Source organism: Pseudoduganella lurida (assembly GCF_007830455.1).
In the GTDB taxonomy this organism is placed as follows: domain Bacteria; phylum Pseudomonadota; class Gammaproteobacteria; order Burkholderiales; family Burkholderiaceae_D; genus Rugamonas; species Rugamonas lurida.
Genome location: NZ_VLLB01000001.1, coordinates 766945 through 787745, shown reverse-complemented (window position 1 = coordinate 787745; position 20801 = coordinate 766945). Strand labels below are relative to the sequence as shown.

Annotated in this window: 21 protein-coding genes; 10 read left to right on the top strand and 11 right to left on the bottom strand. The window is 66.4% G+C overall.

Annotated features, from left to right (window positions below):
* The first annotated feature begins 92 nt into the window (after nucleotides 1-92).
* Nucleotides 93-413 carry a quaternary ammonium compound efflux SMR transporter SugE gene (gene sugE, locus IP91_RS03410; RefSeq protein ID WP_145647353.1) on the top strand — a complete coding sequence of 107 codons (321 nt, stop codon included), beginning with the start codon at nucleotides 93-95 and terminating at the stop codon, nucleotides 411-413.
* A 178-nt stretch (nucleotides 414-591) separates the two neighbouring features.
* On the opposite strand, the gene IP91_RS03405 is transcribed toward sugE, so the two are convergent.
* Complete coding sequence (locus IP91_RS03405; RefSeq protein ID WP_145647352.1) at nucleotides 592-1542, bottom strand: M14 family metallopeptidase; 951 nt, start codon at nucleotides 1540-1542, stop codon at nucleotides 592-594.
* 101 nt (nucleotides 1543-1643) lie between these two features.
* Between IP91_RS03405 and IP91_RS03400 the strand changes: the two genes are divergently transcribed.
* The gene (locus IP91_RS03400) at nucleotides 1644-2771 is read left to right on the top strand and encodes an acyltransferase family protein (protein ID WP_145647351.1); all 1128 of its coding nucleotides are present in this window, start codon (nucleotides 1644-1646) and stop codon (nucleotides 2769-2771) included.
* A 7-nt stretch (nucleotides 2772-2778) separates the two neighbouring features.
* Here the strand turns inward: IP91_RS03400 and IP91_RS03395 are convergent, their stop codons facing one another.
* Genes IP91_RS03395 through IP91_RS03385 form a run of 3 tightly spaced genes read right to left on the bottom strand, consistent with a single transcriptional unit; the run spans nucleotide 2779 to nucleotide 4764 of the window.
* On the bottom strand, nucleotides 2779-3237 hold the full coding sequence (locus IP91_RS03395; protein WP_145647350.1) for a hypothetical protein: 459 nt from the start codon (nucleotides 3235-3237) through the stop codon (nucleotides 2779-2781).
* Nucleotides 3238-3281: 44 nt separating this feature from the next.
* Nucleotides 3282-4157: a pirin family protein gene (locus IP91_RS03390; protein WP_145647349.1), complete on the bottom strand. Its 876-nt coding sequence runs from the start codon at nucleotides 4155-4157 to the stop codon at nucleotides 3282-3284.
* 10 nt (nucleotides 4158-4167) lie between these two features.
* Nucleotides 4168-4764, bottom strand: a complete 597-nt coding sequence (locus tag IP91_RS03385; RefSeq protein WP_145647348.1) for an FMN-dependent NADH-azoreductase — start codon at nucleotides 4762-4764, stop codon at nucleotides 4168-4170.
* A 106-nt stretch (nucleotides 4765-4870) separates the two neighbouring features.
* Here IP91_RS03385 and IP91_RS03380 point away from each other — a divergent pair, with 106 nt between their 5' ends.
* Nucleotides 4871-5773 carry a LysR family transcriptional regulator gene (locus IP91_RS03380; protein WP_145647347.1) on the top strand — a complete coding sequence of 301 codons (903 nt, stop codon included), beginning with the start codon at nucleotides 4871-4873 and terminating at the stop codon, nucleotides 5771-5773.
* A gap of 67 nt (nucleotides 5774-5840) precedes the next feature.
* Here the strand turns inward: IP91_RS03380 and IP91_RS03375 are convergent, their stop codons facing one another.
* Nucleotides 5841-6773, bottom strand: coding sequence for a LysR family transcriptional regulator (locus IP91_RS03375; protein WP_199754471.1), 933 nt, complete (start codon nucleotides 6771-6773; stop codon nucleotides 5841-5843).
* 122 nt (nucleotides 6774-6895) lie between these two features.
* On the opposite strand from IP91_RS03375, the gene IP91_RS03370 reads away from it, so the two are divergent.
* From IP91_RS03370 to IP91_RS03360, 3 genes are all read left to right on the top strand, one after another.
* Complete coding sequence (locus tag IP91_RS03370) at nucleotides 6896-7984, top strand: tartrate dehydrogenase (protein WP_145647345.1); 1089 nt, start codon at nucleotides 6896-6898, stop codon at nucleotides 7982-7984.
* A gap of 73 nt (nucleotides 7985-8057) precedes the next feature.
* A complete protein-coding gene (gene dctA, locus IP91_RS03365) occupies nucleotides 8058-9407 on the top strand; it encodes a C4-dicarboxylate transporter DctA (RefSeq protein WP_145647344.1) in 1350 nt (449 codons plus the stop codon).
* Nucleotides 9404-10687: a glycerate kinase type-2 family protein gene (locus IP91_RS03360; protein WP_229473804.1), complete on the top strand. Its 1284-nt coding sequence runs from the start codon at nucleotides 9404-9406 to the stop codon at nucleotides 10685-10687. The genes dctA and IP91_RS03360 overlap by 4 nt, the downstream gene beginning before the upstream one ends.
* Nucleotides 10688-10723: 36 nt before the next feature.
* Here IP91_RS03360 and asd read toward each other — a convergent pair whose 3' ends face one another.
* Nucleotides 10724-11569, bottom strand: coding sequence for an archaetidylserine decarboxylase (asd, locus tag IP91_RS03355; protein ID WP_145647343.1), 846 nt, complete (start codon nucleotides 11567-11569; stop codon nucleotides 10724-10726).
* A gap of 174 nt (nucleotides 11570-11743) precedes the next feature.
* On the opposite strand from asd, the gene IP91_RS03350 reads away from it, so the two are divergent.
* Both IP91_RS03350 and IP91_RS03345 read left to right on the top strand, forming a co-directional pair.
* On the top strand, nucleotides 11744-13972 hold the full coding sequence (locus tag IP91_RS03350) for a TonB-dependent receptor plug domain-containing protein (protein WP_229473802.1): 2229 nt from the start codon (nucleotides 11744-11746) through the stop codon (nucleotides 13970-13972).
* A 532-nt stretch (nucleotides 13973-14504) separates the two neighbouring features.
* Entirely contained in the window at nucleotides 14505-14801 is a 297-nt protein-coding gene (locus IP91_RS03345) for an H-NS histone family protein (RefSeq protein ID WP_145647342.1), read from the top strand.
* Between the two features lie 310 nt (nucleotides 14802-15111).
* On the opposite strand, the gene IP91_RS03340 is transcribed toward IP91_RS03345, so the two are convergent.
* Nucleotides 15112-15399: a VOC family protein gene (locus IP91_RS03340; RefSeq protein ID WP_145647341.1), complete on the bottom strand. Its 288-nt coding sequence runs from the start codon at nucleotides 15397-15399 to the stop codon at nucleotides 15112-15114.
* A 195-nt stretch (nucleotides 15400-15594) separates the two neighbouring features.
* Between IP91_RS03340 and IP91_RS03335 the strand changes: the two genes are divergently transcribed.
* Nucleotides 15595-16206, top strand: a complete 612-nt coding sequence (locus tag IP91_RS03335; protein ID WP_145647340.1) for an LON peptidase substrate-binding domain-containing protein — start codon at nucleotides 15595-15597, stop codon at nucleotides 16204-16206.
* Nucleotides 16207-16361: 155 nt separating this feature from the next.
* Here the strand turns inward: IP91_RS03335 and IP91_RS03330 are convergent, their stop codons facing one another.
* On the bottom strand, nucleotides 16362-17315 hold the full coding sequence (locus tag IP91_RS03330) for a DMT family transporter (protein WP_145647339.1): 954 nt from the start codon (nucleotides 17313-17315) through the stop codon (nucleotides 16362-16364).
* A gap of 81 nt (nucleotides 17316-17396) precedes the next feature.
* On the opposite strand from IP91_RS03330, the gene IP91_RS03325 reads away from it, so the two are divergent.
* Nucleotides 17397-18749, top strand: a complete 1353-nt coding sequence (locus IP91_RS03325; RefSeq protein WP_145647338.1) for an erythromycin esterase family protein — start codon at nucleotides 17397-17399, stop codon at nucleotides 18747-18749.
* A gap of 11 nt (nucleotides 18750-18760) precedes the next feature.
* Here IP91_RS03325 and IP91_RS03320 read toward each other — a convergent pair whose 3' ends face one another.
* From IP91_RS03320 to IP91_RS03310, 3 genes are all read right to left on the bottom strand, one after another.
* The gene (locus tag IP91_RS03320; RefSeq protein WP_307724398.1) at nucleotides 18761-18985 is read right to left on the bottom strand and encodes a DUF1294 domain-containing protein; all 225 of its coding nucleotides are present in this window, start codon (nucleotides 18983-18985) and stop codon (nucleotides 18761-18763) included.
* Between the two features lie 43 nt (nucleotides 18986-19028).
* Nucleotides 19029-20060 (bottom strand): tryptophan--tRNA ligase, encoded by a 1032-nt coding sequence (gene trpS, locus IP91_RS03315; RefSeq protein WP_145647336.1) that lies wholly within the window; start codon nucleotides 20058-20060, stop codon nucleotides 19029-19031.
* Between the two features lie 222 nt (nucleotides 20061-20282).
* Nucleotides 20283-20717 (bottom strand): YXWGXW repeat-containing protein, encoded by a 435-nt coding sequence (locus tag IP91_RS03310; protein WP_145647335.1) that lies wholly within the window; start codon nucleotides 20715-20717, stop codon nucleotides 20283-20285.
* Between the last annotated feature and the right edge of the window lie 84 nt (nucleotides 20718-20801).

The window sequence follows — 20801 nt, the reverse complement described above, 5'->3', positions numbered from 1 at the left end:
ATATACTCCGGCCAGCCCGAGGGGACGGCCCCTGCATCGCCACATGGCGGCGGGTCCGATTCCCGGGGACGACCCCGTTCCCGGAGTTCTCCATGTCCTGGATCATCCTGTTCGTTGCTGGCCTGCTCGAGGTCGGCTGGGCCGTCGGCCTGAAATACACCGAAGGTTTTTCACGTCTGGTCCCGAGCGTGCTGACGCTGGGCGCCATGGCTGCCAGCGTGGGCCTGCTGGGCCTCGCCCTGCGCGAGCTGCCGCTCGGCACTGCCTACGCCGTCTGGACGGGCATCGGCACCGTCGGCACCGTCATCTACGGCATCGCCGTGCTGGGCGAGCCGGCGCAGGTCGCCCGGGTCGTCTGCATCGTGCTGATCGTCGCCGGCATCGCCGGGCTGAAAATCCTGTCGCCGCACTAATCGGCGCCGCTACCGTTGTCGAGCTTCTGTCCCGGTGCCAGGCACCGTGCCAATTGACGGGCTCGTGTCCTGGTGCCAGGCACCGTGCCAATTGCCGAGTTCGTGTCCCGGTGCCAGGCACCGTGCCAATTGCCGAGTTCGTGTCCCGGTGCCAGGCACCGTGCCATCGACGGGCACGTCAAAAGTCGGTATTCACCCGCGCGAGGTAGTACCACTCGCTGTTGGCCTTCGCGGCGCTGTCCGGGAACAGGATGACGCCGTCCATCGCGGCCAGCACCGGCGTGCCATCGGCACGCCTGCCGATCTCCTCGCCCTGCCGCACACGGTCGAAGCTGGACCAGGGCCGGCTGAAGCGGTCGTCGTCGTGCAGCTTGTCGTACACGTCCGTCATCGACAGCACTTCCATGTCGGCCAGCGCGATCGGCTGCGGTGCCGGCGCATCGACCAGCCGCAGGTGGGCGAGGGCATTGAGGATCGCGCGATACGCCACCTCGGGCGCCTGCGGATCGTCGTGCTGGCCGCATTCCAGCGTCACCGCATAGCCGCCGGTCGTGCGCATGTATTCGGTCGTGCCCACGCCGTAGCGCTGCACGGTTTCCAGTTCGGCGTTATCCCGCAGGCGGCGCTGCACGCCCGCACCGTAGGCACGCAGCCAGCCGTCCATGAAGCGCCGCACGCCGATCACGCGGGCCAGCGCGCGCTCCTCGGCGGAATGGTGGAAGGGTTCGAGCGGGCCATCGTTGTCGCGCGGGCCGACCGTCACGAACGCCTCGCCCGGCGCGTTGAACGAGTGCAGGTCCAGCAGTACGTCGTGCGCCGCCAGGAGGGGGCACAGCCAGTTGGCGACATGGTCCTCGAAATCCTGCGGCGCAGCGGTCGGAAACAGGTTGCGGTTCAGGTTGCGCTCGCCCGCGCGGGTAACCTGCGCATAGGCGAGGGGATTGGCGACGGGGACGAAGGTGACACTGCCGCGCACGATGGCGAGCTCGCCGCCGTCCAGCTGCGCCAGCACGCGCGCGATGCCGTGCGTGCCCGCCGTCTCGTTGCCATGCACGGCGCCGAGCACGATCAGGCGCGGACCGGGTTGCTGTCCCGTGTAGTTCAGTGAACGGAAATGCAGTGGCGGCATGCGGAACCTCGGCTGTGGACTGGCTGCCATTCTAGCGCGGCGCGGGGTAACGTGACATCGCAATCCCGGTCCGGCCGGACGCTGAAGGTACAATCCCGGCCATGTCTTCCACACCCCGTCTCGCCGGCCTCGACACGCTGCGCGCGCTTGCCATCGTGCTGGTCTTCGCCAACCACTACATGGGCTTCGTCACGTTCGCGCCCACCTTCGGCGTCGTCAGCCGGATCGGCTGGGCGGGCGTGGACCTGTTCTTTGCCTTGTCCGGCTACCTGATCGGCAACCAGCTCTTCGCCGGCCTGCAGCGCGGCACGTTCTCCCTGCCGCGCTTCGCGGCGCGCCGCCTGCTGCGCACGCTGCCCAACTACTACGTGGTGCTGGCGCTGTATGCCTTCTGGCCGCCGTTCATGGAGCCGGCCCGCCATGAGCCCTGGTGGGAGTACTTCACGTTCACGCTGAACTGGGGCCTGATGCCGGGCACGCGCTTCTCGCACTCCTGGTCCCTGTGCGTGGAGGAGCAGTTCTACTTCGTGCTGCCGCTGGTGGCGGTGCTGATCGCGGCATGCCGCCGGGCGAAGGTGCTGTGGTGGCTGGTGCTACTGGCCGGCTTCGGTGCCGGCATGTGGCTGCGCCACCAGGGCTGGCTGGCGGCCGATCCGCCGGCGCGCGGCAATGCCGCCTTCTACCGCGAGATCTATTACGCCACGCTGTGCCGCTTCGACGAACTGCTGGCCGGCGTGCTGCTCGCCCTGATCCGCCAGCACCATCCGGCAGCGTGGCAGCGCATCACGGCCTTCGGCAACTGGACGCTGCTGGCCGGCCTCGTCGTGACGGGCCTGACGCTGAACTGGTTCCTGGACGATCACTTCGGCCACCGGGCCAGCGTGGTTGGCTATCCGCTGCTGGCGCTGGGCTTCGGCCTGCTGGTGCTGGCCGCGCTCAGTCCCGGATCCCTGCTGGCGCGGGTGCGCGTGCCGGGCGCGGCCAGCATCGCCGTGTGGTCGTATGCGATCTACCTGGTGCACAAGCAGCTGTGCGTGGTGATGGCGGAAGCCTTGCTGCCGTACGGGATCGATGCGGCCGAGCCGTTGGGCATTGCTCTGCTGGCTGCCGGCAGCATCGGCGCGGGCTGGCTGCTGTACTTCGTCATCGAGACGCCGTTCATGAAGCTGCGCGAGCGCTACGTGGCGGCCAGCGCGCCCCGCGAAGGGGCACTGCCAGCCGCCACCTGAACAGCGCTCAGCGCATCTCGATCACATCGAACGGCGCATCGCGCGCCGCGAGAAAATCGAGCAGGGCCCGCACGCGCGCCGGGGCCTCGTCGTGGGCGGTGGCCGCAATCGCCGCATGCAGGCCGGGCATGACCTCGATGATGTGCGGACTGCGGTAAGCGTTGATCAGGAGCGCGGCCAGCTGCGCCGCCTCGCGCTGGTGGCCCAGGCGGATGCGCTGTTCGAGCACGCCGAACAGGGCGCGCTGCATGCGCGGGGTGGGATTGGTGATGTGGGCGAACACCAGCGGCGTGTTGGCGATGGCATCGCAGATGCGGCGTTCGATCTCGTCGGGACGCACGTCCGAGGCGATATCGAAATAGGCCGCGTTCCAGCGCGTGCGGGCATGCACGTGGCCGGGCGGGAAGGAATCGGCCGTGTCGAACCCGAGGGCCCGGCTCAGCCGTTTGAGAAGATCGGTCAGCATGCCGGCATTCTAGCGTGCCGGCATGCTGGCCGTCAGCGGGCGTGTCAGCCGTGGGCTTCTTCGCCCAGCAGGCCGGCGCGGAAGTCCTGGACCGCCTGCTGGATTTCCTGCTGCGTGTTCATCACGAACGGGCCGTACTGCGCGATCGGCTCATTGAGCGGCCGGCCGGCGATCAGGATGAAACGTGCCGCTTCCCTGGCCTCGATGACGACGCCATCGGCTTGCGCATCGTTGGCGAAGATGGCCATGCTGCGCTCCGCGACCGGCTTGCCGGCGATGCTCACCGTGCCCCGGTACGGATACAGGAAGGCGTTGTGGCCGGTCGGCAGCGGCTGGCTGAACGTGGCGCCGGCGGGCAGCTCGACGTCGATGTACAGCGGCTCCGTCACGTCGCGCTGCACGGCGCCGGCCACGCCGTGCGTCACGCCGGCGATCACGCGCACCGTCGCACCGGCGTCGGTCGCGAACGACGGCACTTCGGCGGCCTTGAAGTCCTTGTACCAGGGCTTCATCAGCTTGTCCTTCGCCGGCAGGTTCAGCCACAGCTGGAAGCCTTCCATCAGGCCCGCTTCCTGTTCCGGCAACTCCGAGTGGATCACGCCGCGGCCGGCCGTCATCCACTGCACGCCGCCGTTCTCCAGCAGGCCCTCGTTGCCGGCGCTGTCGCGGTGGCGCATGCGGCCTTCCAGCATGTAGGTCACGGTCTCGAAGCCGCGATGGGGATGGTTCGGGAAGCCGGCCAGGTAGTCGCTGGCTTCCTCGGAACCGAAATTGTCCAGCATCAGGAAGGGATCGAGGCGGCGCTGCAGCGGCTGCGTCAGCACGCGGTTGATCTTCACGCCGGCGCCGTCCATCACGGCCTGGCCCTGGATGATGCGTTCCACGCTACGGGAGCGGGTGACTTGTGCGTTATTGGTCATGATCGTTCCTTTACACCAGCACTGCGTTGATCTGTTGGTCCGCATCGAGGCGGGCCCGTTCGACGGCTTCGGCGCCCAGGCCATGGCCCTCGGAAAACACGAACTGTACATCGGTCAGGCCCACGAAGGACAGGAAGGCCTTCAGGTGCGGCAGCTGCACGTCGCTCGGCGCATCCTTGTGGATGCCGCCGCGGGTCACGGCCACGTAGACTTTTTTGCCGGTCAGCAGGCCGACCGGGCCGGTGGCGCCGTACTTGAACGTGACGCCGGCGCGGGCAATCGCGTCGAACCAGCTTTTCAGCTGCACGGTGATGCCGAAGTTGTACATCGGTGCGCCGATCACGATCACGTCCGCAGCCTGCGCCTGGGCGATCAGTGCGTCGTCGAGGGCGACGCGGGCATTCTGGTCCGGCGTGCGGGCATCGGCCGGTGTGAACAGGGCCTGCAGTGCCGCTTCGTCCAGCACCGGATGCGGTGCCGCGGCCAGGTCGCGGCGCACCACGGTGGCGGTGCCGGACGCGTTCAGCTTCGCGACGATCGCGTCCGCAAGGCGGGTGGATTCGGAACCGGTGCTGCGTGCGCTGGAATTGATCTGCAGGATGTTCATGGTGTGCTCCTTGTCTGGTTTTGCTGCGATGGAGTGACTTTACTCGTTCCATCTCCATCGATAAAGACAGTAAAATGGATAACATTCATCCACCAGTGGAACAATCATGGATCTCGACCCCGGCGACCTGCTGCTGTTCGCCCGCATCGTGGAGACGGGCAGCTTCAGCCAGGCGGCCGAGCGGCTGCAGCTGCCCAAGTCGACCGTGTCGCGCCGCCTGTCACTGCTGGAAGCGCGCCTGGGCGAGCGGCTGCTGCAGCGGACCACGCGCCGCCTGGCCCTCACGGAGTTCGGCACCAGCCTGCTCGAACATGCCCGCAAGGTGGCCGACGAAACGGCCGCTGCCGGCGCGCTGGCGCAGCACCGGCAGCAGGCGCCGAACGGCCTGTTGAAGGTGTCGATGCCGGCCGATTTCGCCAACGAGGTGATGGGTGGGCTGCTGCCAGGCTTCCTGGCGCGCTATCCGGCCATCTCGGTGCAGCTGGATCTGTCGCCGCGCCGCGTGGACCTGCTGGCCGAAGGCTTCGACCTGGCCGTGCGCATGGGCGCGCTGCCGGACGACACGTCGCTGGCGGCGCGGCCCATCGTGCTCAGTACCTGGTCGCTATATGCGTCGCCCACCTACACGGTGCTGCGCGGCCTGCCGTCGCATCCGGATGAACTGTTCAGGCACGACCTGCTGGGCCTGACGCGTTCGGCCTCCGGCATGGCACCGTGGACGCTCGTCAAGGGCAAGCAGAAATGGGAGCGCGAGCTGCCCGTGCGCATGACAGGCAATTCGCCGGAGCTGCTGGCGCGCCTGGCCGCAGCCGGCGGCGGCATCGCCAGCTGCACGGACCGCAACGCGCTGGCCCTGCTGCAGTCCGGCGCGTTGGTGAAGGTACTGCCCGACTGGCGCTTTCCTCCAGTGACCGGCTGGGCCGTCTTTCCCGGCCGCCGGCTGATGCCCGCCAAGACGCGGGTGTTCCTCGACATGCTGGAAGCGCACTACGACGCAACAATTGCCTGAAAAATGGGGACAGACCCCATTTTTGAAGAAACTTTCCTGAAAAATGGGGTCTGTCCCTATTTTTCGGTCACGCGTCGTCGAATCGCGTAAAGCGCTCCACCAGGAAATCGACGAACGTCCTGACCCGCACCGATAACTGGTGCCGGTGCGGATACACCGCATAGATATCGGCATCCGGCGTGCGATATGCTGGCAGCACCTGCACCAGCCGTCCGCTTTGCAGATAGCGCTCGATGTCCCAGGCGGCGCGCATCAGGATGCCGTGGCCGTCCAGCGCCCAGCCGACGGCGATCTCGCCATCGTTGGTGGTCAGGTTGCCGCGTACCTTCACGGCCGTCGCATCCCGTTCCGCTTCGCGCCCGCTGTGACGCCCACCGAGCAGGCGCCACACGCCATACGCTTCATCGCCCTGGCGGATCGCGATGCAGTTGTGCCGGCCCAGTTCCGCCGGCGACTTCGGTTCGCCATGCTGGGCCAGGTACTTCGGCGCGGCGCACAGCAGGCGGCGGTTCGGTGCCAGCCGGCGGGCGATCACGCGCGCATCGGCCGGCGCGCCGAAGCGGATGCACACGTCGAACTGGTCGTCCGCCAGCGGCGGCGGATCGACGGACAGCTGCAGCTGCACGTCCACCTCCGGATAGCGCTTCACATACTGGGAAATCGTTGGCGCGATGTGCAGGCGGCCGAAGCCCAGCGTGGCATTGACGCGCAGCTGCCCCTTCGGCGTGCCCTTCGACTTGGTCAGCATCTGCTCCAGGTCGGCCAGCTCGCCGAGGATGCGCTGGGCATGCTCCAGCAGCACCTCGCCCTCGGACGTGAGGCTCATGCGCCGCGTGGTGCGGTTCACCAGCGGCACGCCGATGCGCCCCTCCAGCAGCGCCAGCCGCTTGCTGACGGCGGAGGTGGTGATGCCCATCTCGCGCGCCGCGGCACTGAGGCTGCCGCTCATCGCCAGCGTCACCATGAACGCCAGCTCGGCCGGTTGCAGTCCCGTTTCCATCAGTTGGTCGATGCCATGATTGTTGAGCTCCAGGTTAACAACGCATTGAGTTTAGCCGTCATTCGCGCACCCGTCCACGGACTACAGTCGTTTTACTTTCAATGGATTCAACAGGAGACAGCATGAAGACCTACCAGATCGCGACCATTCCCGGCGACGGCATCGGCAAGGAGGTGGTGCCGGCCGGGCGCGAAGTACTCGCGGCGCTGGCCGCCGAGACCCACGGCTTCCGCTTCCAGTTCGAGGATTTCGACTGGGGCGGCGACTACTACCGCAAGCATGGCGTGATGATGCCGGCCGATGGCCTCGATGCCCTGCGCGGCAAGGACGCCATCCTGTTCGGCTCCGCCGGCGACCCGGACATCCCGGACCACATCACGCTGTGGGGCCTGCGGCTGAAGATATGCCAGGGCTTCGACCAGTACGCCAATGTGCGGCCGACGCGCATCCTGCCCGGCATCGACGGCCCGCTCAAGCGCTGCAGCGCCGCGGACCTGAACTGGGTCATCGTGCGCGAGAATTCGGAAGGCGAGTATTCCGGCGTGGGCGGCCGCGTACACCAGGGCCACCCGATCGAGGCGGCCACCGACGTGTCGATGATGACGCGCGTGGGCGTCGAACGCATCCTGCGCTTCGCCTTCAGGCTGGCGCAGTCGCGGCCGCGCAAGCTGCTGACCGTGATCACCAAGAGCAATGCGCAGCGCCATGCGATGGTGATGTGGGACGAAGTAGCGCTGGAAGTGTCGCGCGACTTCCCGGACGTGAAGTGGGACAAGGAACTGGTCGATGCCGCCACCGCGCGCATGGTCAACAAGCCCGCCACGCTGGACACCATCGTCGCCACCAACCTGCATGCCGACATCCTCAGCGACCTGGCCGCCGCGCTGGCCGGCAGCCTGGGCATCGCCCCCACCGGCAATATCGACCCGGAGCGCCGCTACCCGTCGATGTTCGAGCCGATCCACGGCTCCGCGTTCGACATCATGGGGAAAGGATTGGCCAATCCGGTCGGCACGTTCTGGTCGGTCGTGATGCTGCTCGAGCACCTGGGCGAGCACGACGCGGCGGCGCGCGTGATGGCCGCCATCGAACACGTCACCGCGGACACGTCGCTGCACACGGGCGACCTGGGCGGCACGGCGAAGACGGTGGACGTGACCCGCGCCGTGTGCGACTTCCTCGCCCGGAAGGAGGAACGCAAGGCCGCCTGAGTTCCAGGTCCCGCGTACAAGCCGGCCACCAAGAGCCGGCAGGGCATCCGCAGCACGACATCAAGGAGACATCATGTCAAAACGATTTTTTGGAAAGCTGTACGTCCAGGTCCTGATCGGCGTGCTCGCCGGCGGCGTGCTGGGCGTGTTGTATCCGTCCTTCGCCACGGAGCTGAAACCGCTCGGCGACGTGTTCATCCGGCTGATCAAGATGGTGTTCGCACCGGTCATCTTCGCGATGGTCGTGCTGGGCATCGCCAAGATGGAAAGCATGAAGGAGCTGGGTCGCGTGGGCGCCCGGGCGCTGATCTACTTCGAGGTGATGTCCACCTTTGCGCTGCTGCTCGGCCTGGTCGTCGTCAACCTGGCGCAGCCGGGCGTGGGCATGAATGTCGATGCCAAGTCGCTCGATACTTCCGGCATCAAGAACTACACGGCCGCCGCGGGCCACGCGGGCGGCTTCATGGACTTCGTGCTCCACATGATCCCCACCAGCGTGGTCGATGCGCTGGCCAAGAACGATATCCTGCAGATCCTCGTGTTCGCGACGATGCTGGGCATCGCGCTGTCGCACATGGGCAAGCGCGCCAAGCCGGTGGTGGACTGCCTGGAGGCGTTCAGCAACAGCATGTTCATCGTCGTCGGCATGATCATGCGCGTGGCGCCGCTGGCCGCGTTCGGTGCCATCGGTTTCACCGTCGGCAAGTACGGCCTGCAGTCGCTGGTGTCGCTGGGCTACCTGATGGCCTGCATGTACCTCACGTGCGTGCTGTTCGTGGTGGTCGTGCTGGGCTTCGTGGCCCGCTACGCCGGCTTCAGCCTGTGGAAATTCCTGCGTTATATAAAGGACGAGATCTTCACGGTGCTGGGCACCAGCTCCTCCGAATCCGTCGTGCCGCAGCTGATGCGCAAGCTGGAGCATGCCGGCGTGTCGAAGCCCGTCGTCGGCCTGGTGATTCCTTCCGGCGTGACGTTCAATCCGGATGGCCAGTGCATCTACTACACAATGGCGGCGATCTTCATCGCCCAGGCCACCAACACGCCGCTGACCCTGACGGACCAGCTGGTGGTGCTGGGCGTGCTGATGGTGACGTCGAAAGGGTCGGCCGGCGTGACGGGTTCCGGCTTCATCACGCTGGCCGCCACGCTCGCGTCGATGGGCAAGATTCCCGTCGCGGGCATGGTGCTGCTGCTGGGCGTGGACCGCTTCATGTCGGAAGCGCGTGCCATCACGAATACCATCGGCAATGCGGTCGGCACGATGGCCATCGCCGCCTGGGTCGGATCGCTGGACCGCGAGCGCATGCACCGGGTGCTCGATGGCCACTCGTCGGCCGAGGAGCTGCGCGCGCTGTATGCGGACGATGGCGATGACGTGCCGGAGCCGCAGGTGGTCGTCCCTTTGCAGAAGGCGTCGGCATGATGGGCGACGACACCGTCAACGGCCTGCTGCGGCGCATGCTCGATGCGGCGATTGCCGCCGCGCAGCCGGCGCTGTGCATTCCCGCCGAGCTGCCGTCACCGCCGCAGGGCCGCCTGATCGTCATCGGCGCCGGCAAGGCGTCGGCAGAGATGGCACGGGCGGTGGAACGTCACTGGCCTGGTCCCCTGGGCGGATTGGTCGTCACCCGCTACGGCTATGCGGTGCCGTGCGAACGCATCGAGATCGTGGAAGCGTCGCACCCGGTGCCGGATGCAGCCGGCCTGCAAGCCGCGCGGCGCATGCTGGACCTGGTGCGGGGGCTGGGCGAAGACGACACGGTGCTGTGCCTGATCTCCGGCGGCGGCTCGTCGCTGCTGCCGCTGCCGCTCGACGGCATCACGCTGGCGGACAAGCAGATCGTCAACCAGGCGCTGCTCAGGTCCGGCGCGACGATCGGCGAGATGAACTGCGTGCGGCGGCACCTGTCGGGCATCAAGGGCGGCCGGCTGGCGGCGGCCTGTCATCCGGCGCGGGTCGTCACGCTGCTCATTTCGGATGTGCCGGGCGACGATCCACGCGACATCGCTTCCGGACCGACGGTGGCCGATGCCAGCACGTGCGAGGATGCGCTGGCGATCGTGCGGCGCTACGGCCTGTCCTTGCCGGAGAACGTGCTGGAGGTGCTGCGCAGCGGGCGGGGCGAGTCCGTCAAGCCGGGCGATCCGCGGCTGGAGCGGGCCGAGGTGCGGCTGATCGCCACGCCACAAAAGGCGCTGGAGGCGGCCGCCGCGGTGGCGCGCGAGGCGGGCGTCACGCCGTACATCCTGGGCGACAGCCTGGAAGGGGAGGCGCGTGACGTGGGCAAGGTCCTGGCCGGCATCGCGCTGCAGACGGCGCGGCGCGGACAGCCGTTCCGGACGCCCTGCGTGCTGCTGTCCGGCGGCGAGACCACCGTCACCGTGCGGGGCGAAGGGCGGGGCGGGCGGAACGTGGAGTTCTTATTGTCCTGCGCGCTGGCGCTCGATGGCGCGGCGGGCATTTACGGGCTGGCCGCGGATACCGATGGCGTGGATGGGCAGGAGGAGATCGCCGGCGCCGTGATCGGGCCGACGACGCTGTCACGCGCGTGGGCTGCCGGCCTGCGGCCGCGCGACAGCCTCGATGACAACGACGGCCACGGTTTCTTCCAGGCGCTGGGGGACAGCGTGATCACGGGGCCCACGCTCACCAACGTCAACGATTTCCGGGCGCTGGTGGTGCTGGGAAATCAGTTGCGTTGAAATCTGTTGCTTTGAAAATGGGGTCTGTCCCCATTTTCAAAGCAAGTTTGCCATCATCTCGCCCAGCCGTACGGGGCCGGCGGGCTGCCACGCGGCGTTGAAGTGCAGCGTATCCTTCGGGAACAGCATCACGACCGTGGAGCCGAGCAGGAAGCGGCCCAGCTCTTCGCCCTTTTTCAGCACGATGTTCTGGTCCGCATAGGTCCACTCGCGGATCTCGGCCTGGCGCGGCGGGTTCACCACGCCGTGCCATACGGTGGCCATGCTGCCGACGATGGTCGCACCCACCAGCGTCATCACGAACGGGCCGCTGGCCGTGTCGAACACGCACACCACGCGCTCGTTGCGGGCGAACAGGCCAGGGATGCCGCGCGCCGTCGTCGGGTTCACGGAGAACAGGGCGCCGGGCACGTAGATCATGCGCGTCAGGCGGCCGTCGCACGGCATGTGGATGCGGTGGTAGTCGCGCGGCGACAGGTACAGGTTGGCGAAGGCGCCGTGGCGGAACTGGTCCGCCAGCGCGCGGTCGCCGCCCACCAGCGCCGTCGTCGTGAAGCGGTGGCCCTTGGCCTGGAAGATCTGGTCGTCCTCGATCGCACCGAACTGGCTGATGCGGCCATCGACGGGGCACACGAAATCGGCATTGGCCAGCGGCCGCACGCCATCCCTCAGGCCGCGCGTGAAGAACTCGTTGAAGCTGTGGTAGCTGGCGATGTCGGAATTGGCCGCCTCGCTCATGTTCACGTCGTACTTGCCGACGAACCAGCGGATCAGCCGCGTCGTCATCGCGCCGCCTTTCGCGCCTGCCACCCGGCCGGCGAAGTTGGTCAATGCACCCTTCGGTAGCAGGTATTGCGGCAGCACGGCGAGACGGTCGGACACGATATTATTTTTCCATACAAGAACGAGTGCGCATTATAGCCGTGCGTGTCGGGGCCATGGCGCGCGCGCCGGCATAAATATTTCTGGGAGACCAACACATCGCTGGCGAACTTCGGCAAAATAGCGCTATCAATAAAATAACCCCCAACCAAAATAACCCCCAACCCGCTGCCCATGAACACGACCGCTGCGCCACGCCTGTCCCGCCTGAACGCTGCCTTGCTGCTGACCACCCCCTTCCTCCTTGTCCCCGCCGTGCCGGCCATGGCGCAGACCATCGACGCCGTCGTGAAGCCCGCGGCGGAAAAGCAGCCACAACCGGCCGACGTCGCGCCGATGCAGAAAGTGGAGATCAAGGGCGCCGCGGCCGCGTACGATCCGCGCCGCGACGACACGGCCAGCAAGATCGTCGTCTCCACCGAGGAGATCCAGAAGTACGGCGACACGGCGATCACCGATGTGTTCAAGCGCCTGCCCGGCATCACGGTGGGCGGCAATGGCCGGGGCAATGGCGAGATCCGCATGCGCGGGCTCGGCAGCGGCTACACGCAGATCCTGCTGAACGGCGAGCGCGCGCCGGCGGGCTTCTCGATCGACACGCTGTCGCCGGACGTGATCGAGCGCATCGAGATCGTGCGCGCCGCCAGCGCCGAGTTCTCCACGCAGTCGATCGCCGGCACCATCAATATCGTGCTGAAGAAGGCGGTGAAGACGGCGCAGCGGGAAGTGAAGCTGAGCGCGGCCAAAAGCGCCGACCAGAACAGCCCGAGTGCCAGCCTGCAGATGTCCGACAAGGCCGGCGCGATGTCGTACTCGCTCGGTGCGAACTTCTGGCGCGGCACCTACGACCGCGAGGCGCCGATCGCCGAGACCCGCACGGCGCCGGACGGCATGCCGACGATGGACCGCCGGACCCGCCAGCAGGACAGCGGCCGCTGGGAAGGCCTCAACCTGGCGCCGCGCGTGAACTGGAACCTGGCCGATGGCGACACGCTCACGTCGCAGACCTTCGTCAACTACAACCGCAACCGCTATCACGGCTATGCCGATACCGACACGTCCCTGGGCGCGCCGCCGCCGTTCGAGGAGCGCGACATGCGCCAGTCGAACTGGAACCTGTTCGCCCGCGAGGACGTGAACCTGGTGACGAAGCTGGGCGAAGGTGCCAAGCTCGATGCCAAGGTGGGCATCAGCGGCAACCGCGCCGAGGGCACCTGGCACGAGCTGGACTACCGCGGCGGGGCGCTGGCGCGCGATGCCGTCGTGCTGAGCGAGACCACCGAAAAAGGCCTGTCCACGCAGGGCAAATACTCGCGGCCGTTCCTGGAAGAGCACGCGCTGTCGATGGGCTGGGATGCCGGCTACACGGTGCGCGACGACAGCCGGGTCGAACGCGATGCCGACCTGCCGGGCGCGATCAACGACGATTCCGACGAGGGTTACGAGGCCACTGTCAAGCGCCTCGCGCTCTATGCGCAGGACGAATGGAACATCACGCCGCGCTGGTCGATGTATGCGGGCCTGCGCTGGGAGGGGCTGGAGACCACCAGCGACGGCGACAGCTTCGACGAAGTCAGCCAGGTCAACAGCGTGTGGAGCCCGCTGGCGCAGACTCTGTACAAGCTGCCGGACAGCCGCGACCAGGTGCGCCTGGCGCTGACCCGCACCTACAAGGCGCCGCCGACCGGCAACCTGGTGCCGCGCCGCTTCACGTCCACCAACAACAGCCAGACGGAGCCCGACCGCCGCGGCAATCCGGACCTGAAGCCGGAGCTGGCCTCCGGCATCGATGCCGCCTACGAGCACTACTGGGGCGAGAACGCACTGCTGTCGGCCGCGGCATCGATGCGCCGCATCAGCGGCTATACCCGCCAGGGTCTGTTCCTGGAAAACGGCCGCTGGGTCGCCACGCCCGTCAACGACGGCAATGCCGTCACGCGCAGCCTGGAGCTGGAAGCCAAATTTCCGTTGGCCGCCGTGATGACGAACGCGCCGGGCGTGGACGTGCGCGCCAGCGTGTCGCGCAACTGGTCCAGCGTGGACAGCGTGCCGGGCCCGGACAACCGGCTGGACCAGCAGACGCCGCTGTCGGCCACGTTTGGCGCCGACTACAAGTCGCCGGACGGCAAGCTGACGACGGGTGCCAGCTTCGCCTTCAAGAACGGCGGCCCGGTACGCATCGACGTCAACCAGACCGGTTACCAGGCGGTGCGGCGCGACCTGGACGTGTACGCGCTGTGGAAATTCAATCCGCAATACCAGCTGCGCGTGGCCGTATCGAATCTGCTGGGTCAGGATGCGTTGTCCGATACCGCTTATACGGACGAGAATGGCACATTGCGCCGTGCCTCCCAATATCCCGGGTATGCGCAGGGCCGGGCGACGCTGGAAATGCGTTTCTGAGCATTGCGCTGCGGTCGACGCCATCGGCGACGACCGCGGCTGATTTAATCCCCGGAAAACATCGGCGTCAGTCCGACACCGTCCTGCACGCCGTTTTCAATGCCGCAATCGCCTTTGCTTCCAAGCGCCTCCGGGCATTGGCGATCCATGTCGCCGTGTAATCCCAGCGCGGCAAAACTCCTCAGTCCGATTAAACGCCCGGGTGCTTTCGGTGCACTATCTCCCTGCACGTAACAGCACATCCGTCTAATGGTTGTCGTGAATAACGCAACGCCATTTTTATTCTGGCGCAGCGCGCGGCCCTTAATACGCGAATATATGTGGAAGCGTGAACGGATTCTATGGTAAATTGGCGTGACATTGAATTCTCACACATTGTCACACGCAGTTTGCGGCCGATGGATTGCAAGCTTCTGTGTCCAGGCAGACGCGCGGCCTGATGCCATCGGATGCAATGTTGACATAGCGAGTCGCAGCGGCGTTCCGAAGCGGCTGCATCCGTTTTAACCGTTTTTACCCATAGGGACATGACATGACGACTTATCAGGAGTACCAGGCAAAGATCGCCGAATTGCAAAAACAGGCCGAGCAGGCGCGCAAGAATGAAATCGCCCAGGCCAAGGAACAAATCGCCACGATCATGCGCGATTTTGGCCTGTCGATCGCCGATCTGGGTCCTGCCGTCAAAGCGGCCAAGCCGGTGAAGCCACGCGCTCCCGTGCCAATGAAATACCGGGATGACAAAACCGGCCAGACCTGGACCGGCCGCGGCCGCGCACCGAAATGGCTGGAAGGCCGCAAGAAGGAAGAGTTCCTGATCAAGCAGTAATCTCGCGCCCCCGGCGTGGCCAGTCTGGCCGGCCGGAAGCACATGGCGCTTCCCGGGAAGTGTCGGGATCGCTCTCGCAGTAATCGCGCCGTAGATCGGCGTTGTGCGCCGCTGCACTCGCTTCATTCCATTGCCTGAGGCCTGACGCTATCGCCAGCCGACTGCGCTGTTACCAGGCGTTTATTACCGTATCGACCGGTGTGGTCATACCAGCAGTCATTCCATTGCGTTGAAAGGCCGAAAGGGAACCTGGCCACCATCCCTCTACTGCCATCCGGATCCGCGCGATAGGCATTCATGTAAATTTCCGTTAAATTCCGAAGATATTCAGAATATTCCCATCCAGATTGCGGAACCCGGCGAGTTTGATTCCGTCCCCTGCATGCACGTCGCCAGTCAGTCGAAGTCCTTCGATCCGATGGTGTTCGAAAACGACACCCTTGGACTCCAGCGCGGCGACTATCCCTGCGCGCTCATCGCCCACTCCCCGGGTTATGCCGGTGGCCTGATTGGTTCCCGCAAAACCGGCAGGGTAAACGATTATCCGGGCGCAGCCGCTCAGATAAGGCACACTTTCAACGACCGTCCCGCCGCGCACCAGTCCATTCTTCTACGGACCGCTACCGCGCCATAGAAATGCCGTGCCGCCGCGATATTGCGCACGGCGACCGTGGCCACCGCTTCCGCATTAGCCGGCGTGTCGTTCGCCCGGCAGTGAAACGGGCGCGGCCGCGCAGCACACTGCGCAGTCTAGGCGAACGCCGCGACCGGCCATTGTGTGCCACCATGCGGCATGACTCCTTTGTTCCCTTTGAATACCGTTTTGTTCCCGGACGGACGTCTCGACCTGCAGGTGTTCGAGGTGCGTTACCTGGACATGATGAAGAAGTGCATCGCCGAGTCCGGCGAATTTGGCGTCGTCGCGCTGGCGCAGGGCGACGAGGTACGCAAGCCGGGCCAGCAGGAGGCGATCGTTACCGTCGGCACGCTGGCGCGGGTGGTCGACTGGACGGCGCCGTTGCCGGGCCTGATGCAGGTGACGTGCCTGGGCACGCAGCGCTTCCGCGTGCTCGAAGCGCAGCAGATGCCGCACGGGCTGTGGATGGGCGAGATCGAACGGCTGCCGGACGACATGACCGTCACCGTGCCGGACGACCAGCAGGAAGTGGCCGATGCGCTGGGTGCGCTTATCCGCTCGCTGCAACAGCGCGGCCTGCCGGTAGCGCAGATGCCGATGGCGGCGCCGTACCGGCTCGATGAAAGCGGCTGGGTCGCCAACCGCTGGTGCGAGCTGCTGGACCTGGACCTGGGCCAGAAGCAGCTGCTTCTGGCGCAGGAGAACCCCGTGCTGCGTCTCGAGCTGATCCAGGATGCGCTGGAAGACACCGGCTACCTGAACCAATAGAGCTGCCGACGCCGGTCACGCCGGTAAGGAGATGGGCTACCTGAACCGGTGGAGGGCGCCGGTCATGCCGGTGAGGAGAAGGGCTACCTGAACCGGTAGAGGTCGCCGGTTACGCCGGTGAAGAGAAGAGCTACCTGAACCGGTAGGAGTGGCGGTCACGCCGGCGCGAGCCGCTCCTCGGCCGCGTGCACGCGCACCGACCAGAGCACGCCCATCACCAGCAGCGCGATGGCCGCCGTCTCCAGCGGGCGCGGTCCTGCCTGGCGATAGAGGAAGCCATACAGCAGCGCGAACAGCGTCTCGAACAGGATCAGCTGGCCGGACAGCGTGACGGGCACGCGCCGGCTCGCCACGTTCCACAGATGGTTGCCGATCACCGAGGCGCCCAGCGCCAGCAGCGCGTTGCAGGTCCAGAACAGCGGCCAGTCGCGGCCCGAGGCGGCGCCTGCGGCACCCGTCACATCGTCATGCCACAGTGCGAAGGCAATGCTGCCCACCACCAGCGCCACGATGCCCGTCGCCAGGCCATACAGTGCCGACCATTCGGCGCTGCTGAAGTGGGCATTGGTCTTCAGGAAGCGCGCGTTGTCGACCGCATACCACGTCCAGCACAGCAGCGCGCCCGCGGCGCAGGTCAGGCCCGCGACCGTGTGCCACAAGGGCCGTCCCGTCTCGCCCGCATGCAGGAACACATCGACGTTGATGCACGCGATGCCGGCCGCAACGATGGCCAGCGGCAGCGCCAGGCGGCGCAGCGGCACGGCACCATGATCGTGCCGTCCCAAGAGCGTGACGGTGATCGGCAGCACGCCGATGATCAGCGACGTGGGCGCCACTCCGGCCAGCTTCACGCCCAGCGCCAGCAGCATGTAGTAGACGAGGTTGCCGGCCAGCGCATGGCGCAGCAGGGCCATGCAGTCGGAGCGATCGAGGCGGTGCGCCAGGGTGCCCAGCTTCGGCAGGAGCAGCACGCAGGCCATTGCGCCGTACACGCTGTAGCGGCCCAGCGCCAGTTCCAGCGGCGAGAACGCCGCCAGCAGGGCCGGCGCCACGAACACGGCGCCCCACAGCGCGCCTGCCAGCAGGCCGCATAACACTCCGATCCACATGCTCGGTTCCGTCGACTAGGGGGCGCCAGTGTCGCACAGACTGCGCTATGGTGGCCAGACCCGGAACCGGCAGGAGAGAGCATGAGCGACAGGAAGATCATCGAAGCACTGAAGCTGGAGGCACAGCCTTTCGACACGGAGGAAGATTTCACGCGGCTGCTCGACCACATGGGCGATGCGTCGATCGTGCTGCTGGGCGAGGCGACCCATGGGACGCGCGAGTTCTATCGCCTGCGCGCCGAGATCAGCAAGCGGCTGATCGTCGAGAAGGGCTTCGACGCCATCGCCGTCGAGGCGGACTGGCCGGACGCGCTGCGCGTGAGCCGCTACGTGCAGCATGGCGGCGACGACATGACGGCCGAAGGCGCGCTGGCCGGCTACAAGCGCTTCCCGCAATGGATGTGGCGCAATCACGAAATCGAAGGGCTGGTGAACTGGCTGCGCGAGCACAACGCGCACGTGGCCAGCAGCGCGCGCCGCATCGGCTTCTATGGCCTGGACCTGTACAGCCTGCAGCAGTCGATGCATGCCGTGATCGCGTATCTGGAAGAAGCCGATCCCGAGGCAGCGCGCCGGGCGCGCGAACGCTATGCCTGCATCGACCACATGGCGGAAGATCCGCAGCACTACGGCTATGCCACCTCGTTCGGCATGAAGGAGGACTGCGCGAAGGAAGTGCGGCGCCAGCTGGCCGAGCTGACGCGGCAGGCCAATGAGCACCTGCAGTCGATGGGCGGCCAGGTGCCGGACGACCTGTTCTACGCACAGCAGAACGCCCGCGTGGCCAGCAATGCGGAGGTGTACTACCGCGCCATGTTCGGCGGCCGCGACGAGTCGTGGAACGTGCGCGACTCGCACATGGCCGAAACGCTGGAAGCGCTGCGCGAGCACATCCACCAGCGTACGGGCCGGCCCGGCAAGATCGTCGTCTGGGCGCACAACTCGCACCTGGGCGACGCGCGCGCCACCGAGATGGGCGAAGGGGGCCAGCTGAACCTGGGCCAGCTGGTGCGCGAACGCTACCGGCCGGAGGACATCTACCTTCTGGGGTTTACAACGCACACGGGTACCGTCACCGCGGCCACCGATTGGGACGGGCCGGCGGAACTGAAACAGGTCGTGGCATCGCGGACGGACAGCGTGGAGCGGCTGCTGCATGAAACGTCCATCGCGGCGGGGCTGCCGCAGTTCCTGCTGCCGCTGCGCGGACGCGACAGCATGCTGGCCCGGCTGCCGTCACGCTACCTGGAGCGTGCGATCGGCGTGATCTACCGGCCGGAGACGGAGCGCTTCAGCCATTACTTCCATGCCGACGCGGCCCGGCAGTTCGATGCGATCATCCACGTGGACCGCAGCGCGGCGCTGCAGCCGCTGGAGCGGTCGGCACTGTGGCAGCAGGATGAAGTGCCGGAGACGTATCCCAGCGGGCTGTGAACGGCGACCGATCAGGCGGCGAGCCAGAAGAGAAGGGCGGCGTTGAGCACGACGCTGGTCCAGAACTGCCGCTGGAACGACGCCTTGACGGTCTTGTGCCGCACAATCGACTGGGCCAGCAGGCCGCCGGGCCAGCCGCCAACCAGGCCAAGCAGCAGCAGGGTGCGTTCGGGGATGCGGCGCCGCTTGAGGCGGGCGGCGCGCTTGTCGATCACGTAGGCGGTGAAGCAGGCCAGGCTGGCGACCAGGTACCAGCCGGCCGCAATGAAGACGACGGGATCAGAAATAGCTCAGGCCCAGCGCCGCCTTCACTTCGTCGGCCGTCCGGGCCGCCACTTCGCGGGCGCGCGCGGTGCCTTCCTTCAGCATCTGCAGCACCTGGCCCTTGTCCTTGGCGAATTCCTCGCGGCGCGCGCGGATCGGCGCCAGCATTTCCTGCAGCACGACTTCCAGGCGTTTCTTGACGATCGAATCGCCCAGGCCGCCGCGCACGTAGTGGGCCTTCATCTCTTCCAGTGCTGCTTTCTCGGTATCGAAGGCATCGAGGTAGATGAAGGCCACGTTGCCTTCCAGGTGGCCGGGGTCCTGCACGCGCAGGTGCAGCGGATCGGTATAGACCTTCTTCACGGCGGCCGTGATCTCGTCGGCCGAGGCGCCCAGGTTGATCGTGTTGCCGAGCGATTTGCTCATCTTGGCCTTGCCGTCGATGCCCGGCAGGCGGCCGATCTCCGGCACCAGCGCCTTGCACTCGACGAGGATCTCGCGGTCGGCCAGGCGGTTGAAGCGGCGCACGATCTCGTTGGTCTGCTCGATCATCGGGATCTGGTCTTCGCCGACCGGCACGAGCGACGCCTTGAACGCCGAGATATCGGCCGCCTGCGAGGCAGGGTAGGTGAGGAAGCCGGCGGGAATGTCGCGCTCGAAGCCGCGCAGCACGATTTCCGCCTTCACGGTCGGATTGCGCTCCAGGCGCGCCACCGTCACCAGGTTCAGGTAGTAGAAGGTGAGTTCGGCCAGTTCGGGGATCTGCGACTGGATCAGGATCGTCGACTTGGCCGGGTCGATGCCCACGGCCAGGTAGTCCAGTGCCACCTCGACGACATTGCGGTGCACCTTGCCGGTGTCTTCCATGTTGTCCGTCAGCGCCTGCGAGTCGGCCAGCATGATGAACTGTTGATAGTCGTGCTGGTAGGTGACGCGGTTGCGCAGGCTGCCCACGTAGTGGCCCAGGTGCAGGGGGCCGGTCGGGCGGTCGCCCGTGAGGATCACGGCGGGGGGAGCGGTTTTTTCGGACTGGGTGTCGAGCGTCATGGTGCTGGGTTCCTTGTGCCCCCTGTCCCGATGCGCCATGAAAAACGCCGCCTGACAGGGCGGCGTTGATAGTGAATCACATCACGTTACAGTGGCCGCACAGTGCGTTGTAAGCAGCGGGGCGGCGCCACGAGCAAGCGGGAGCGGGATGCGATCGATGAAAAGTCATTCCGCTATGGTTGCAGGTTGACGCCGCCCTGTCAAGACGGCAGCCCCCGCGGATCAGTGACGGCGCGGGTCGTTCGGGCGGTCGTCGTGGCGGTTCGAGACGCCGTCGCCATCGCGGTCGCGGTCGACGCGGTTCGGCACGCCATCGTGGTCACGGTCGCCGGGACGGCCGTTGTGGTCGCGTTCACCGCGGCGCCATTCGCCACGGGCGAATTCCCAGCGGCCGTCGCGTTCCACCCAGGCCGGCTGGTTGTAGTAGTAGCCGGCGCGCACGCGCTCGTAGTGGCCCTTCTGCCAGACGTAGGCGCGGCCGTTGTAGCTCCAGTAGCCCGGTGCCCACACATAGCCGTGGCGCGCTTTCGGCACCGCTTCGTGGCGCGGTGGCGGCGGTGCCTTGCGAACGACGATCACATCGGCGCTGGCGGTCAGCGGCACGGTCATGGCACCCATCGAACCGGCAATCATTGCGGCAATCAGCAGTTTTTTCATGATGAACTCCTCTTTCTGATTAGTGTGAGTTCATTATGCACAGGGACTTGTTACAGAACTGTGGCCGCACACACTTAGCTTGTA

Bases quoted from the DNA above. Each gene is read 5' to 3' on its own strand.
- sugE (WP_145647353.1), top strand. From the start codon at position 93: ATGTCCTGGATCATCCTGTTCGTTGCTGGCCTGCTCGAGGTCGGCTGG.
- IP91_RS03350 (WP_229473802.1), top strand. From the start codon at position 11,744: ATGAACACGACCGCTGCGCCACGCCTGTCCCGCCTGAACGCTGCCTTG.
- IP91_RS03325 (WP_145647338.1), top strand. From the start codon at position 17,397: ATGAGCGACAGGAAGATCATCGAAGCACTGAAGCTGGAGGCACAGCCT.
- IP91_RS03330 (WP_145647339.1), bottom strand. From the start codon at position 17,315: ATGTGGATCGGAGTGTTATGCGGCCTGCTGGCAGGCGCGCTGTGGGGC.
- IP91_RS03385 (WP_145647348.1), bottom strand. From the start codon at position 4,764: ATGAACATCCTGCAGATCAATTCCAGCGCACGCAGCACCGGTTCCGAA.
- IP91_RS03370 (WP_145647345.1), top strand. From the start codon at position 6,896: ATGAAGACCTACCAGATCGCGACCATTCCCGGCGACGGCATCGGCAAG.
- IP91_RS03405 (WP_145647352.1), bottom strand. From the start codon at position 1,542: ATGCCGCCACTGCATTTCCGTTCACTGAACTACACGGGACAGCAACCC.
- IP91_RS03390 (WP_145647349.1), bottom strand. From the start codon at position 4,157: ATGACCAATAACGCACAAGTCACCCGCTCCCGTAGCGTGGAACGCATC.
- IP91_RS03375 (WP_199754471.1), bottom strand. From the start codon at position 6,773: ATGGAAACGGGACTGCAACCGGCCGAGCTGGCGTTCATGGTGACGCTG.
- IP91_RS03335 (WP_145647340.1), top strand. From the start codon at position 15,595: ATGACTCCTTTGTTCCCTTTGAATACCGTTTTGTTCCCGGACGGACGT.
- IP91_RS03395 (WP_145647350.1), bottom strand. From the start codon at position 3,237: ATGCTGACCGATCTTCTCAAACGGCTGAGCCGGGCCCTCGGGTTCGAC.
- IP91_RS03380 (WP_145647347.1), top strand. From the start codon at position 4,871: ATGGATCTCGACCCCGGCGACCTGCTGCTGTTCGCCCGCATCGTGGAG.
- trpS (WP_145647336.1), bottom strand. From the start codon at position 20,060: ATGACGCTCGACACCCAGTCCGAAAAAACCGCTCCCCCCGCCGTGATC.
- IP91_RS03360 (WP_229473804.1), top strand. From the start codon at position 9,404: ATGATGGGCGACGACACCGTCAACGGCCTGCTGCGGCGCATGCTCGAT.
- IP91_RS03310 (WP_145647335.1), bottom strand. From the start codon at position 20,717: ATGAAAAAACTGCTGATTGCCGCAATGATTGCCGGTTCGATGGGTGCC.
- dctA (WP_145647344.1), top strand. From the start codon at position 8,058: ATGTCAAAACGATTTTTTGGAAAGCTGTACGTCCAGGTCCTGATCGGC.
- IP91_RS03345 (WP_145647342.1), top strand. From the start codon at position 14,505: ATGACGACTTATCAGGAGTACCAGGCAAAGATCGCCGAATTGCAAAAA.
- IP91_RS03400 (WP_145647351.1), top strand. From the start codon at position 1,644: ATGTCTTCCACACCCCGTCTCGCCGGCCTCGACACGCTGCGCGCGCTT.